This is a genomic window from Ignavibacteria bacterium (genome assembly GCA_017302895.1).
In the GTDB taxonomy this organism is placed as follows: Bacteria; Bacteroidota; Ignavibacteria; order Ignavibacteriales; family Ignavibacteriaceae; genus UTCHB3.
The window spans coordinates 480,071-496,316 of record JAFLBV010000002.1; the positions used below are offsets into that span (position 1 = coordinate 480,071).

Consider the following 16,246-nt stretch of genomic DNA (forward strand, 5'->3'; position numbering starts at 1 on the left):
CGTTACTTTATTATTGCAATTTTAATTATCTTATAATCCGATTTACCCGAGACGGTCGACTTTGCTTCAACTCTCGCGAGATAAACCCCGGATTGAATATTACCGACATTCCAACTAATTTCTCCGTCCATCCCACCCTGTCCAAATCCCTTCAACTCGGCGACATAATCTCCTGCCAGATCGAAAATTTTTACCGAAATATCCGAATCTTCCGAGACATAGTATCTGATATAAGTCTGACCTGAAACTACAGGATTAGGGTAGTTGTATACGCTCTCCTGTGGCAGATAGGAACCGTAAACAGGAAACCCGTTGCCGATTTTTATCGAATTGGTACCGGCATTATTTCCGGACTTTCCGGAATAAAATACAGTCCCTCCATTAAGATTCAACTCCCATGCAGCAATCAAACCCGATTTCCCGGTTGCCTGTAGAACAATTTTATTATTTGTCGGGGAGAATGTCGGCGTGTAATTCAGTGAATCTCCTATCGTCAAAGGAAAACCACCAATCTGATTACCTGTTTTTCCGTCATACGCATAAATATTGCCCGCGGTTGTAGATGCCAGCAACTCGGGATGACCTGTGCCAATAAAATCAGCAGATACCGGTTTACCGATAAAAATCTCGCCGGCTTTAATTGAAACAGGGAAATTATCAGCCGGAACATTTTCAAGATTTACGGAATTAAGTTCGTTACCTGCGACATAATTGATATATAGATTCCCGTCCCGTTTGGTGTCTGTAACCGAAATCTCTTCAACGGTTTTGGAGGAACGGAGTTTAAATTCTTTCTCCAATACCGGTGTTCCATTATCGTTCTTAAATATTTTGACGATATTACCCGATTCTAAAACTACCAATCTGATTACCCCCGACTGATCTACCATCACTCCATTTTTAAATTCTCCACTCACAAGGAGAGATTTACCCTTGAATACTCCGACATGGTAGATTGTGGAAGGAGCACTCTGAATGAACATCAATGTACCGCCTGATGAAAACAGATCAGTTACAGGTACTGAGTTTGTTGCCGGAATAGCCTCAATCAGGCTGAAAGGAGCTAATGAATACCTGTAGATTACTCCTGTTGAAGTGCCGACTGCTAAAGCCGGGATTTCTGTCGGACCTGAGGTAATTACAGGATCACTCGTTATGTCTGCGCTCGTTGAAAGTGTATCCAGACCAATGGTAACCGGATCAACAACAGCAATCTTAACCTGCTTCCCGGTTACACCTGCAAAATAGTTCTTCGATGAATAGACCGTCTGGGCTACCTGTTTCGACGAAAAACCAAAATCAATTGCTCTGCCCGGACTTAGATCGTTTGGTTGTTCAACAAGCAAATTTCCATAACGGTAAAAATTTCCTATGTCTGTAAGAATTATTTGAGATGGTACCCATCCATTACTTCTCTTCCCGAAGATCACCGGTTTTATTAGTGAATCCCCCAAAGAGATTGTCATTTTCATCCGGCCAAAATTCTGAGAGAAATTTTTCATCGTAATGAGAGAATTGGCCCCGTCATTACTCTTGCTGTCCGGCCTTGAAGTGTTCGAAAAAATATTCTTATAGAGATCAGCTTTATTCTCGAGGAACCAGAAATCATATTCTGTTCCCTCTCCCACAACTTCATCTCCGAAAATTGTACGGAATTTTTCCCCAATATCGTTTACACCGTCAGCCTCAACTACTGCAACTCCCCGTCTCTTTTTGTCGGTATTAACCTTGTTGTCGGCAATTTTTTCAGTGATTACTTTTTCATCAATATGCCAGACCAGAATGCCACTGCCGGGAAGTGCCCAGTCGAATTCATCTACATCAACAAGAACGCCTGTAAGAGAATCTATCGAATAACTGTAAAATCCTGTAGTATCTTTTACGTATGTTTTTGTGATATTCACCGAACCGTCACGAAGTGTCAATGTCACCCCATTTCTTGAAGCATCCCGTTGCCGGTTTTCAATCAAAAAATATTCTGATTCATTTATCCGCAACTTAAGTACAACAGTATCTGAGAGCGTTGCAACATTTTTTGCAGCAATCGTTACATCCTTAAGCGTGCCGGAGAATTCTACCGGTGTAATCCATCCCAGTCTTATCTTCTCCCATGGTGAGGGTTCAGGAGGAAAAGCCCCGTTATACGCAAAGATTGACTGACCGTCCATCAAACCAAATCTTCCAATGGCACTTAGACCGGTGTTTGTGTCGAAAAGATCCGGAAGTCCGAGATAACTGCCAACCGTTGAGACAAGAAGTCCGTTGATGGTTATCTGAAATAAAAATTTAGTGTTGAATGAAGAAACTTCCCTGTTTTGTGTTTGTGGAAGAATTCCGGTATTCTTAATGTTAAATGTTCCGCCACTTACAGGCACACCCTGGAAACTGTTGCCGTAAAATTTCTGTAACGCAGGTAAATTGAAGTAAATTGAGGGTAAATCTCGTTCGTTACCAAGACTTCCGGGAAGGCTAACATCGCGTCCCACACCTGCGTGAAAAATGAAGAAAAGATTGTAATCCTTGAAATTGAATCCCGGATTCGCCTGATCTGCCAGTGTCCAGGTTTCCTGAACAAAATCACCCATAACCTTAAAGTCAGTGGAGTTGATTGGAGGAGAATAATTTCTCATTGTTTTGGAGAGAGTGACACTGTTTGGAAGTACTTCGAAAACAACTGTCTGTTTCCCGTTCGACGCTTTTTGATAATAGTTTTTTACAAACTCAAGGTGGGCAAGGAAGTAATTCCTGTCGTGTGGCAAAGGATCAACTATTTTCTTTCCATAGTCCTGAGAATAGATGGAAGGGAAAGTACCATTTCCGACCGTTGTATTGTCATTGTCGGGTTGAAATTCTGCCATAACAGCAAGAATTTTAATGGTGTCTGTACCTGTCAATTGAGTGTTATTCGAAACTGCCCCTTGCGGGTAAACAGCCGGTTTAATCACCTGACCGTAGGTCAGCGGTACCAATAGAAGTAGAAATATTGAAGTTTTAAGTAGTTTCATTTGCCGGGAATAAAATTTATACAAATTTTAAAGATAAGGGTATCGGGGATTAAGAAAAACAGAAAAGCGAAAAATAGCTCTGTTGTAGAGAAAAAAAATCAAGGGACAGTCACCTGTCCCCTGATCCTGAAAATTAGAGACCTCTTGGTAAACCTTTTACCTGATCAACAAGTCCACCCCATCCTACCAGAATAGTAAAACGAAGTGTATCGCTCAGAGGATGATTTTCGCCATCCTTGAAGACGGATGTGGATATATAACTGAAATCAAATCCATATATATCGTATCTGATACCGGCTCCAAGAGTGATGAATTTTCTGTTTCCGTAATTTGGATCTTCATAAAAGAATCCGGAACGGAGTGCAAAAAGGAAATCACCGGGTGTACCATACCAGTATTCAAGACCCATCGAAGTTACGATATCCGCAAGCTCTTCACCAATTGGTTTATCACCCCAGGCAGTGAAAACAGCTTTGTAGAAATCATCACTTGTTCCATCTGCATACCTTCTGACGAGAAGTTTTGTGAAATCAAGGGTATAGGTCAAACTGTTGTATTCATCAGACAGAATCCTGTATGCAAGACCGAGTCTGAACTGGGTTGGAATTGGATCTGCCTGAGCTCTGTCGATATACGAGATTTTTGGTCCCAAATTACTTAGATTAAGACCAATGGAGAATTTGTTTCCCAAATCGTAGTCAACAAAAGGTAAAACCAGTGAAGTTGGTCTCCACATGAAACCAAGGTCAAAACTTACAGAGGTTGCCGTACCGGTTCCCTGTTCCTGACCTGTGGGCTGATCTGAAAGACGGCTGTGTATTAATCTTAAATTAACACCCAAACCCCAGTCTTTCGATAATTTTGTTGCATAACCAACCGTTGCAGCCATATCGAATGATCTGAAAGTACCGAGAGGATCGGGTGAATCAGGGCCTGTTCTTACGAACTCACCATAATTCATGTATGTAATACTCGCAGTTACACTTCCGTTGATGTCTTCTATATAATTTCTGTAAGTAGCATAATCATAGAAAAGATCGAGTTTGAACTGTGGCAGCCAGTTAGAGTGGGTAAAACTGAATTCCTGACCTGTAAGGAACGCAATTCCTGCAGGATTCCAGAATACAGCCGAAGAGTTGTCCGCAAGACCGGCTCCGGACTCTCCAATACCACCACCTCTTGAATCGGGTGCGATTAAGAGAAATGGTACCGCTGCTTCTCCCTGAGCCAGAACGGATTTACTGAATCCGAAAACTATAAAGAAACCCAGGAATGCGATTTTGAACTTGTTCATTAATTAACCTCCAATGAAAAATAAATTAAAAACTCTATCTTACAATACTCAGTTTACCGAGTACTGTTTTTGTCTCACCACCGTTTGATGGTTTGACAATTAATTTGTAAAGGTAAGTCCCGTTTCCGGCAAGATCACCATCCTGATCACGACCATCCCACTCAATCCGAACAAAACGGTCGTTTACCCATTTTGAATCTATCTCTTTGATTTTACGCCCTGCAACCGTATATATCAGAATTCTGACATCAACTGTTCCGGCAATGTTGTGCTGAAATGTAAAAAATGTGTTGGAAGAGAATGGATTAGGATAATTCATTACATATTCCACTGCTGTCCCGTTCCCGGAGACAACCTTGAACTCTGTCTCTGCAGTCGATGCATTATTAAACACATCCCATCCTTTTATACGGATGTTGTAGATACCCGGTTCCAGACTTACGAATTTATAGTTTACCTTGCCACTTTTACCGCCTGAATTAAGGTCACCGGTAAAATAATTCGTCAAATCGATTGGATTCTCTTCTTTCTCATTCAAAACTGCTTCAAGTTTATGCCCTACTCCCAGACCCGTTGTATTCAAGCCTGTCTCGTCCTTTAAAGAAACAACGAGAGTTGAATTTGGATTCACCAAATACGCATTTTCATACTGAGCATCGTCAAAAGTAATATCAATTACAGGTCCTTTGCCGTCATTTATCACAGACTGATCAACTCCACCTATCGAAACATTATTGGTGAAAGCAATTCCGTCTTTTTCACTGTTAAAAAAGTAAAATACAATTTTACCCTTTTGATTGTCGTATGAAATATCTTTTGGAACAACAAAGTCGGTGTTAAATTTGCCATTCAGAACCGAAACCCTTCCTCGGAAGATCAAACCACCAGGCACTTTCATGCTGACATTCGGTCCAATTTCAGGAAGTGGCAAAGTAGTCTCAGCATCATAAACTGTGAGTAATCCTTCGCCGTTGAAATCACTCCAATTAGTTCCGTCCGCCTTTTTAACTGTTCCGGCTATCTTTATGTTATTCAAAGCTTTAACGGGTATGGTCTGAACAAAAGGATCAATACCGTTTATCGAATCAACCTTTCCTGAGAACTGCGGAAGAGCGAGTCTTAAAGCAGGATCGCAGAATAAATGAAATTTCTGGTCATTCGAACTGGTATATCTCATTTTTGTGGTCAGATAAGCCGTTCCTATTCTTCTTGGCAGATTGTCTGAATCCCGTTGTGTGCTCAAAATCTGCGAATAAAAATCATCATTCAATATCGTATTTTGTTCCGAGAAGACAGGTCTTACCGCTGTAAAAACTCCTATTGCTCCGGCATTCGGAAGAAACAGAAGGTCTTCAGTAGCGCTTTGAGCATCTGTTTTATCGTAGTACCCGAAATCACATGTAGCGGCTGTCAAGAAGAAGTATCTGCTGTTCTTTAGTTGAGGAATTGTCGAGCTTTTCACGAATACCTGTTCATGTGCCCAAAGTTCAGGACTTCCATGGCCGATATAATTGAGAAGTACCGATCCCTCATTTATCGAATTGATAATTGCGGCGTTCACTTCGGGCTTCCTTCTGCCAAGGCTCGTTTGAACTGTTGGATAATTGATCAGATATATTTTTTTCTGATCATATTCCCTCGGTATTACTGTCTGCGAAAGTCTCTCCGACTGTTCCGTATTCCTTGCCAGATCGATCCCCTGCGATGTAAGATTGTCATCAGCCACTAAGGTAATGAGATTCTTCCATGCATTTTTGTCGGTGGTTTTCTCATAGGCTATGAGTTTGTTGAGGTAATCATTCGCCTGTTTCTGACTTTGAATGGCTATTCTTCCGATCGCAATATCAACTTTTCTGTCGGTCCCTGATACGCATGCAAAAAAATCATCAGTTGGATATGCCTCGATCTCCTGTAAAAATTCACGGGTCTGATAAGTCAGGACAAAGTTTTTGTTTTTACCTTCAATGTTTTTGAAGTCATAATCCCCGTCTCCCCAAAGAAAAACATAATCGGGAGTGATTTGCCAATTGTCATATGCGTATTTTATGAAATCTCTTAGTGCGCTCGGATCCAGACTGCCACCGTTGAACTCGTTCATGATCTCTTCCACAAAAAATATTTTTACGGAAAGAGGGTCATTTGTATTTGATTCTCTGTGCTGCTTGTATCGATTTGCAGATTCCTGGAAATCCTTGCTTGTCACGAGAATCAGTTTTGCACCTGAAAGATCACCCCTGATATTCTGATTTGCCACTTCCACGGTATTTACAGGTGTTTTATACTGGTTTCCACAGAAAGCGTAATATCTGCTGACGAAATTTGGCTTTTCGTAAACTCTGAAACGATACTCACTCCCGCTTTGCATTACCGGGTTTGTAACCAGCTTTACAGCCGAGTGATCGGTAATATCATAAACCTTGATATCGGTATTCGAGAAATTGTTCAGTCTGTACTCGTACAATGAATCAGGACCCGTCGTTCCTGATACTTTCGGAGAATAAAACAATAATATATCGTTATAGGCTTTTAGATATCTTGTATATGTAATCTCATAAAAATCGAGATAACCGTAGGAAGTGCTGTTCAGAGCACCAAAAGTAAATCTTAGCACACTTCTTTCGTCGGGATAAGTCCCAAAATGTGTGACACTTCTGCTGCTGTCCATCCTGCCGTAAGAATACGGGTCAGAGCCAATTCCCGTCATACTGCTCTGTCTTACAAGGTTTCCGTTCTCCTCAATTGTCAAACTTATTCTGTCTGTTGATCTGTTCACAAACCAGTAACGGTAATATGAAGGAGTGCCGGGTACGATACCCTCAACCTTTTTCTGATAAACCCGGGATTTAACAGACTGCGAAAACTCATCGCCAACGAAGTATCTGCCGCTCTGTCCGATATTTATTTTATCTTCATCCCAAAATTCATAGGCATTGGAGGTTTCGACCACAGTTGGATTCGGATCGGTCACTGCTGTTTTGGTACCTGTTCTTTTGCCGTTGGCTCCACCGGATGTTATCCAGAAGTAGTTTTTGGCTGAATAGGAATGCTGGTTTCTCATCATCTGTCTGCCAAGGGTATCATAATACCAGAATGCGGTGCCCCGTCCGTAAAAAATGATGTTGTCAGCCGGATCGAATCTACCATCATCTTCACCTGAAACTGTTATCGCAATCTCCTGCAGGTCCTCGGGTCTTGGCATGAGAATGTTCTCCGAGAGAACATAACCGCCATTGTTGTAAATCTTTATTGTTTTGGGATTGACAGTAGCAGGATCAACACCATAATTTCGCAGCTGATCATAGGTAATGCGGTAAAAACCTTCTTCCGGAGCCTCAAATCTTACCCATTTCCCTGACGAAAGCACTGTGGAACCGGCTCCCGCCCCTTTTTTCAGTGCAGGCTTTGCCTTTGTTATCCATCGTTTTGCGACATCATAATTTATTATCATGTCTCTTAGCAAATCATCTTCAACATTGGAGGAAATTGATGATCCACCAAATGAGAATTTTACCTGAATCCGGGTCACTACTTTTATTTTGCCATACTCTTGAATCGCAGGAACAATGTGGATATCCTGTACATTTAGTCCCCGAATTATCCCGCTCTCACCGAAGATTATATTTTCAGATAAATCTGTCGATCCTGGTCTTGAAACATAAGTGTAAACAGGGTTTCTGTCTTCGTTAAAGGAGATTTCTGCCACAGGCGGGAGTTCGCCATCAAAATACTTAAATGTTGCGGAAATGATCTCAGCGGTTACGCCATTTTCAAAGGGAATACCAAGCGAAATCACTCTGGATTTCATATTTGGCATACCTGCTTTTAGATTTGGAAGGACACCGGCACCCCTGAAATTAATCTCACGATACAATCTTTCACCATACAAATGCACGGATGTATCCGTAAAGTCGGGTATAAATTCAATTATACACGATGAAGGAGAAGATTGAACGAGTCTTAAATCACTCTGAGGAAACACTGTGAGGAACAGAGCAACAATTGACAGTGAGATTTTTTTGAGCATACTTTCCGGTTTATTGTTATTTACAAACAAACTTTGATAAACTTAGTATAAAAATCTCGTATAATTGCTCCGATTTTACAGGCAAACTACTACATTCACGACTGAATGTCAAGTCAAAATTCATGACTTGTTGCCTTGGCGAGTTCTGAAAATTATTTACTTCAACTTTCAAGATAATTAATTATTTGTTAATAAGCTAAATCAAAAGTGTTGTACAACTCACATTTTTTACTTTTTATTGCCATTTTTAGGGAATTTGACATTAAATACAGAACCTTTACCCAATTCACTTTCCACATTTATTTCACCGTTCATTAATCGGGTATATTTTTCGGCAATACTAAGCCCAAGTCCCGAACCCTCATATCCTCTTCCCATCCCCTCACTCGCCTGTCTAAATTCATCCCAAACCAGTTTTATCTCCTCTACAGACATACCAATTCCGGTATCAATGATCCTGATCAGCCAAAAATCCCCTGATTCATTCAGTTTTACCTGAATACTTCCTTTTTGAGTAAACTTGATTGCATTATTCAGAAGATTGCTGATCACATTAAGGAACAAATCAGGATCAAGATGGCAAGGGGCCTCTTTTGCCATAGAGTGGAAAGTTAATTCCAGTCCCTTTTGGCCGGCTGCTGCTGTATAGAGTTTTACTTCTTCTTCGAGGTACTGAACGAGATCAACATCACGAGGTGAGACCGCTATTTTTCCTGCGTCATATTTTGATAGATCCAGTATCAGTTTTACGGTCTCTAACAGCCGCAAACCACCTTTGTGAATTGTGTTTATCATTCTGGTAAGATGCTCATCGTTTTTGAGTTCCTCTCCCAGAATTTCAGAATATCCAAGAATTCCAATTAAGGGGGTCCGAAGTTCATGACTCATATTGGCAAAGAAGTTGGCCTTTACCCTGTTCATCTCTTCAGCTTTCTCTTTTGCCGCAATCAACTCTTCCAGGTAATTCTTTCTTTGGAGAAAAATGCCGATATGAGTTGCTGCTATATTAAGTATATCAACCGTTTTCTGATCAAAGAATTGCGGATTGGTAATATTTTCTACCAATACCAAGCCAATCATCTCTCCTTTTATCACAAGTTTCGTGAAGGCAATGGAAACAGGAATTAAGCCTGATAAATCACTCCCCTTTTCCGAAACAATTTTATTCAGATGTGGCTGGTTAAGTACTGAATTGTTTTTTTGGTGAAGGAGAAGATTACAAAGAGTCTGATCATGAGTATGAATTACCGTTTTTTTCATGTTGGAATGTGTGGAATATTCAATAGTCGAGGAACCGGTAATTTTATTGTATGAGGCAAGAATGAAACGGTCAAATTCAAGCAGATGTCTTAGCTCTTTTTCCACTACTCCGGCAACTTTTACAGTATCCTGATTAGAGAGAATTATATTGGACATCCTGTATTGCATCGATTGTAACAAAAGAGCTTTTTTTTGTATTGTGATATCTTTTTGTATCCCCCAGTTTCCAATTAGCATCCCGTCTTTTATGTTTCCGATTAGGGTATTGCTGAAATATTTAATATTTCCGTCAACATCCAGCTCCTTTGTCTCAAGATTCTCAATTTTGTAATTGGATTTGATAAAGTCTTCAGTCGCTTTTATGTTTATTGCATCAATTTTATTTCCATAGAGTTCGAGAAGAGTCTTTCCTGTCATTTCAGAAGGGAGTGAATAACCATACAGTTTTGCCAGTGCAAAATTACTTTCAGTTATCACACCCCGGGTAATGACTTCAGTAACCTGATGCGAAATATTATCTGAAGTGTCAACAGGAGGATGATATTCCACATAAAAAATCCCTTCACTCGACTTTCGGAGTAACTCCTGAAATCTCTCTTCACTTTTAATAAGCAATTCTTCAGTTTTTTTTCTCTCGACTATCTCATTTTCAAGTTCCCTGTTCGCCCGTTCTATCTCGTCAATATATTTTCTTAAAGAAGGGTAATAACTTTTTCTTGCAGAACTCTCCCCAAGACCGATAATTTTTTCCCGAAGTTGTTCGAAAGAATCCGACTCTTCAGAGTGATTCTTCATAAACCGCCTCGATATCTTTTACTGAAGGAATTCTGGGATTTGTTGCCATACAAGGGTCCTTTATTGCATTTTTTGCGAGACTGGGAATATCTCCGGTTTTGATGGCCTTGCCAGAAAGTGAATCCTTGATTCCTGCGTCTGTCTTAAACTGATCGATCGATTCCGTTAGTTTCTTAAGAATCTCCTTTTCAGTCATCCCCCTGATGTCCAGTCCGATTGTTTCGGCGAGAATTTTATACCTGTCAGGGCTTGCCTTATAATTAAACCTGATCACAGAGTTCAGAAGCATGGCATTGCATTCTCCGTGACTCAAATCTTTCAGCCCACCAAGGCTGTGTGCCATCGCATGAACAGCTCCGAGACTTGCGTTTGAAAATGCCAGTCCGGCCTGAAGACTGCCGAGCATTACATTTGTCCTGTACTCCCTGTTATCAGGCTCTAAAAGCACTTTATGCAAATTGTTCCAAATTAATTTGATTGCCGCGATAGCATGAATATCCATGATTGGTGAATTGGCAGTAGAGACCAGGGCTTCTACTGCATGCACAAGAGCATCGATTCCGGTGCAGGCGGTTAAATAATTGTCCATTGTCATGCAGGTGAGCGGATCGATAAGGGCCACATCAGGGACTACGGTCTTGCTGATTATCGCAAACTTCCTTTTCTCAATTTCATTTGAGATTATTGCAAATTGTGAAACATCTGCTGAAGTACCTGCTGTGGTAGGAATACAGATTATCGGGGGTCCCGGGATTGAGACTGCGTCAATTCCCTCAAATCCGGAAACATCACAATTGTTGGTGGTTACAATTCCGATTGCTTTTGCTGCATCCATCGGGCTGCCACCACCCACTGCTACAATTATGTCACACTTATTTTCTTTGTAAAACTCCGCTCCCTCCATAACCTGTGAAGACCTGGGATTTGGTCTTATGTTTGAATAGATAGATGGTTCCAGCCCTTCTTCCATAAGTTTTTCTGAGACAACCCCAGCCCAACCCGCATCCATTACACCCTGATCAGTAACGATCAGCGGTCGATATGATCCAAAATTAATCGCATATCGTCCAACCATATCAATGGCACCGGCTCCGAATATGAATTCCGGAGCGACAAATTTCCTGATCTCTTGCATTTTTTTCTCTCGAAAAGATAATTACACCGCTAAAATAACGGTAATGACCAAAATTCCATTAATACTGTACTTTTGCAGCAGGACAAATGTCCCTCAACACACACTTTTCACATTCGGGTTTCCTCGCAAAACAAATATTCCTGCCATGTGTAGCAAGCTGATGAGAAAAGAGTACCCAGTCAGATGGATCGAGTAACTCTTTGAGTTGTGCCTCAATTTTATCAGGATCAGAACTTTCTACCAGCCCAAGCAAATTTGAGAGTCTCTTAACATGGGTGTCAACGGCGATTGCAGGAATTCCATATGCATTCCCTACCACTACCGATGCGGTTTTTCTCCCAACCCCGGGCAACTCCTTAAGGGTGTCAAAATCTGATGGCACTTCCCCGTCAAACTGATCGACTAATATTTCGCAACAGTTCTTGATGCTTTTCGCCTTTTGCCTGTAAAATCCTGTGGAAAATATCGCTTTTTCTATCGTTTCAAGAGATGAACCGGCAAAATCCGCAGGTGATTTGAAATCCCTGAAAAGCTCAGCCGTTACCAGATTAACTCTTGCATCGGTGCATTGAGCTGAAAGAATGGTAGCTATCAAAAGTTCAAAAGGTGAACTGAAATTTAGAGCACACACCGCCTCGGGATACTCTTCTTTCATCCTTCTGACAACTTCTTTAGCCCTTGCTTTTTTATCCATATTCATTTTATCTGATTCCAAAAATTTTGTAAATTGAATCATACATCAATAATTTTCCCGGAGACCTGTGATTGACATTCTTCTTGGTGCATCCAAAAACACCCTTCTTCACCTGATTCTGATATTTGGCTTAACGGGAATCATAACAGTCATGCTCTTTTTATTACAAAGAATGATTTGCATCTCCTTTAATAAAACCACAGGGTGGAAAGGTGTCTACATCACCGCATGGATCGGAACCCCTGTTCACGAATTCTCACATGCGTTGTTCTGTGTTATTTTTGGACACAAAATAAATGAAGTTGCTCTCTTTAAACCGGATAAGGCTTCAGGTGTACTTGGATATGTCACACACAACTACAATCCTAAAAGTATTTACCAGTCAATCGGGAATTTTTTCATAGGTATTGCCCCCCTGCTGGTGGGAAGTCTTATACTCTTTTTGCTGTTCGACACTTTTTTCCCTGATCAGGCTTCGACTGCCATGAAATCCAACATCAATATTAACAAACTCGATTCGTCCATCGGTGAAGTTTTTAAGGAAGTTTATGCGGGAATTGGAACAAATTTCTCAATTCTGCGGGCTTCACTTCTTAAACCCGGCATTCTCGCAATCGCCATCCTCTATGTCATGACCTCAATCTCTGCCCATATTGCTCCGAGTCATACCGATCTGAAAAATGCACTGCCCGGTTTTGGACTTCTTGCAGGAGTAATATTAACATTTAATTTAGTAGCTGCCTTCATGAAGTTTGACACAACTTTACTAATGAGTAAAATTTCATTGTTCCTGGGAAAATTGCACGGTATTTTACTTTTCGGCCTTGCTCTTACAATCTTCACTTTTTTACTTTTCTACATACCACTTGCAGTTTACTACCTTTTTAGAAATAAAAGGCTTCTTAACCCGTTTTTTTAATCAGGTTGCAGTTTTTAAGAACTGAGGTAAAAACCTCAGTTCATTAAATAATTTCATTAAGAGTATCGAAATGGGCTTTCACAGTCCTGTCGATATCTTCTTCGCTAAGAGCTGTACTCAAGAACCACGATTCAAATTGTGCAGGTGGAAGATAAATCCCCCTGTCGAGCATTCCGTGGAAAAACTTTGCGTAAAGAGCAGTATCAGATTTGACAGCTGTATCAAAATCGTAAACAGGAGATTCCGTGAAAAACATGCTGATCATCGATCCGATCCTGTTTATTCTGTAGCTTCTTCCAAGTTTATCAAGATTCTCTCTGAATCCTGTCTCCAACCGGTCAGTTCTGTCTTCCAAAAGGTTGTAAATTCCGGGATTTTCCTTTATGTGTGAAAGAGCCGCGTAACCTGCTGCCATTGCAAGTGGATTTCCGCTAAGGGTTCCTGCCTGATATACAGGGCCGAGAGGAGCCAACTTTTCCATAATCTCTTTTTTACCACCAAATGCTCCAACCGGAAGTCCTCCACCAATAATTTTACCAAAAGTCGTAAGATCAGGAGTTATTCCAAATACTTCCTGTGCACCACCTGCAGCGAGGCGGAACCCGGTCATAACTTCATCAAGTATAAAAACTATTCCCTCTTCACTGCACAGTTCGCGAAGTCCGTTTATAAAATCCTCTGTCGGTATTACAACGCCCATATTTCCAACCACCGGCTCAAGGATCAGCGCAGCCACTTCATTTTTATTGTTTTTTACGATCTCCTTAACATTATCAAGGTCGTTATATCTGGCTATCAGAGTATCTGAAGCAGTCCCTTTGGTAACACCCGGACTGTTCGGTTCGCCGAGTGTAAGGGCACCACTGCCCGCTTTAATCAGGAAAAAGTCCGCATGACCATGGTAGCAGCCCTCAAATTTAATTATCTTTTCCCGTCCGGTAAATCCTCTTGCAACCCTGACTGCACTCATGGTCGCTTCGGTACCCGAATTCACCATTCGTACCATTTCAACAGATGGTACCATTGAAGTTATTAGCTCAGCCATCCTGACTTCCATTTCAGTGGGTGCACCAAAACTTGACCCGTTCTCAAGAGCGTCAATCACTGCCTTTTTAATAAAAGGAGGGTTATGCCCAAAAATGTGCGGTCCCCAACTTCCGATGTAATCTATATATTCATTTCCATCAACATCGAACAGTCTGGAGCCTTCACCGCGAGCCATGAAAACAGGATTGCCACCGACCGATTTGAATGCCCGTACAGGTGAGTTCACACCGCCGGGGATAAAATTTTTAGCCTGCTCAAAAAGTTCTTTGCTTCTTCTAATTTCCATTAAAAAACTGCCTTTCAAATATCATTTTTGTCTGTCAAGAAATTTTGATGCTTCCTTGGCAAAGTATGTCAGAATCATATCAGCTCCTGCTCTTTTAATCGAGACGAGTGATTCCATCATTACTCTTTCTTCATCTATCCAGTCGAGCTTTCCGGCTGCTTTAATCATCGCATACTCACCTGACACCTGATACGCCGCGAGTGGCATTCCGGTGGCATCTTTTACCATTTTAATTATATCAAGATATGCACCTGCCGGTTTGACCATAATTATATCAGCACCCTCATCTATGTCACTTAAAGCCTCGCGTAACGCTTCACTGCTGTTCGCAACATCCATTTGATGAGATCTTCTGTCGCCAAATGCTGGAGCCGAATCGGCGGCATCCCTGAACGGTCCGTAGTATCCGGAGGCATACTTCACTGCATAGCTTAAGACAGGAATGTTTCTAAAACCGTTTTCATCGAGTCCTTTTCTTATGGCACCAATTCTTCCGTCCATCATATCTGACGGCGCTATTACATCAGCTCCGGCTTTTGCATGAGACACTGCCTCTCTTACAAGAAGATCTACGGTTTCATCGTTCAGAATCTCCTCACCATTCAACACGCCACAATGACCGTGCGAAGTGTACTCACACAGACAGACATCTGTCATTATCAGAAGGTCTTTAACCTCCTTTTTAATGGCACGAATGGCTCGCTGAATGATACCGTCATCTGAATACGCATCGGAACCGACTTCATCCTTGTGATCAGGAATACCAAATAGGATCACTGCGGGTATTCCCAAGGCTGCCACTTCCTTGCATTCCTTTACCAGTTCGTCTATCGAAAACCGGAAAACTCCCGGCATCGAGCGAATCTCTTCTACTTTCCCCTCTCCGGGAATTACGAACAAAGGATAAATAAAATCATTTTTGGTAAGAATCGTTTCTCTGACGAGATCACGCACTTTTGTATTGTATCTTAAACGACGCAGCCTTTTTACTGGAAAGTCAGCCATGCAAATTCTCCTGGTTGAATTTTGGAATCCGGAAATTTAAAAAATCACAAATTTAAATCTACAACTATATAAGGGGCTAATAAAAACTTTTGGCAGGTATTACTGAAAGAAAATTATTTTTTCCATGATTAACTGCTCGACTGTTGTTTTACCCATCGTAAAAGGTTCTGTCTTCACAGTCTCAAATCCCTGTTTTTTATACCATTTAACGCTTTTTTCATTTTGCGTCATTACACCAAGTGTAACTTTTTCGAAACGGTACTCCAGAGCAAACTCACAAGCAAAATCAAGGAGCTGTTTTCCAATTCCATTTCCCTGACTTTTTGGAAGAACATACAGTGATATTACAGTGAAAATGTTGTTGTCATCATCTCTTCTTAGTCTCATCCAGCCAATTACTTCAACCCCGTCATCATAAACGAAGCACTCCTCGCGGTCAGTATTCAGGATTTCTTTCAATTTCGCAGCCGAATAATTCTCATCGAGATACGAATCCAAATCCTCTGCAGGGATGTAAGCATATGCATCGTGCCATGTTGTGCGGAGCAGTTCCCTGATTTTATCGATATCTTTGTTTTCTGCTGGTCTGATATTGATTACATTCTCGATCGGCATAATAATTTTTCGTTTGAATAATTAAATATTTTTTTCATTTTGCAATATATGTATTTCCATTTGATTAGAAAATCCACACATTTTGTCTTTTCTAAATCATCAAACATTTAAACTTAAAAGAGGCTGCTACAATGCAACAGCCTCTTTTTCAAATTAGCACGAGGTTT

The 16,246-nt window shown here is 41.0% G+C and carries 10 protein-coding genes; 1 reads left to right on the top strand and 9 read right to left on the bottom strand.

Annotated features, from left to right (window positions below; genetic code table 11):
* Positions 1-2 precede the first annotated feature (2 nt).
* From J0L60_09735 to nth, 6 genes are all read right to left on the bottom strand, one after another.
* On the bottom strand, positions 3-3,005 hold the full coding sequence (locus J0L60_09735) for a T9SS type A sorting domain-containing protein (protein MBN8546396.1): 3,003 nt from the start codon (positions 3,003-3,005) through the stop codon (positions 3-5).
* A gap of 133 nt (positions 3,006-3,138) precedes the next feature.
* A complete protein-coding gene (locus J0L60_09740; protein ID MBN8546397.1) occupies positions 3,139-4,299 on the bottom strand; it encodes a PorV/PorQ family protein in 1,161 nt (386 codons plus the stop codon).
* Between the two features lie 34 nt (positions 4,300-4,333).
* Entirely contained in the window at positions 4,334-8,323 is a 3,990-nt protein-coding gene (gene porU, locus J0L60_09745; GenBank protein MBN8546398.1) for a type IX secretion system sortase PorU, read from the bottom strand.
* 228 nt (positions 8,324-8,551) lie between these two features.
* Entirely contained in the window at positions 8,552-10,378 is a 1,827-nt protein-coding gene (locus tag J0L60_09750) for a PAS domain-containing sensor histidine kinase (GenBank protein MBN8546399.1), read from the bottom strand.
* Positions 10,362-11,513, bottom strand: a complete 1,152-nt coding sequence (locus J0L60_09755; protein ID MBN8546400.1) for an iron-containing alcohol dehydrogenase — start codon at positions 11,511-11,513, stop codon at positions 10,362-10,364. The genes J0L60_09750 and J0L60_09755 overlap by 17 nt, the downstream gene beginning before the upstream one ends.
* A gap of 58 nt (positions 11,514-11,571) precedes the next feature.
* Positions 11,572-12,207 (bottom strand): endonuclease III, encoded by a 636-nt coding sequence (gene nth, locus J0L60_09760; protein ID MBN8546401.1) that lies wholly within the window; start codon positions 12,205-12,207, stop codon positions 11,572-11,574.
* 67 nt (positions 12,208-12,274) lie between these two features.
* Between nth and J0L60_09765 the strand changes: the two genes are divergently transcribed.
* The gene (locus J0L60_09765) at positions 12,275-13,126 is read left to right on the top strand and encodes a DUF3267 domain-containing protein (GenBank protein ID MBN8546402.1); all 852 of its coding nucleotides are present in this window, start codon (positions 12,275-12,277) and stop codon (positions 13,124-13,126) included.
* A gap of 43 nt (positions 13,127-13,169) precedes the next feature.
* Here J0L60_09765 and hemL read toward each other — a convergent pair whose 3' ends face one another.
* The 3 genes from hemL to J0L60_09780 form a co-directional block, all read right to left on the bottom strand.
* A complete protein-coding gene (gene hemL / locus J0L60_09770) occupies positions 13,170-14,459 on the bottom strand; it encodes a glutamate-1-semialdehyde 2,1-aminomutase (protein MBN8546403.1) in 1,290 nt (429 codons plus the stop codon).
* A 21-nt stretch (positions 14,460-14,480) separates the two neighbouring features.
* The gene (hemB, locus tag J0L60_09775) at positions 14,481-15,464 is read right to left on the bottom strand and encodes a porphobilinogen synthase (protein ID MBN8546404.1); all 984 of its coding nucleotides are present in this window, start codon (positions 15,462-15,464) and stop codon (positions 14,481-14,483) included.
* Positions 15,465-15,563: 99 nt separating this feature from the next.
* Positions 15,564-16,079, bottom strand: coding sequence for a GNAT family N-acetyltransferase (locus J0L60_09780; GenBank protein ID MBN8546405.1), 516 nt, complete (start codon positions 16,077-16,079; stop codon positions 15,564-15,566).
* Positions 16,080-16,246 lie beyond the last annotated feature (167 nt).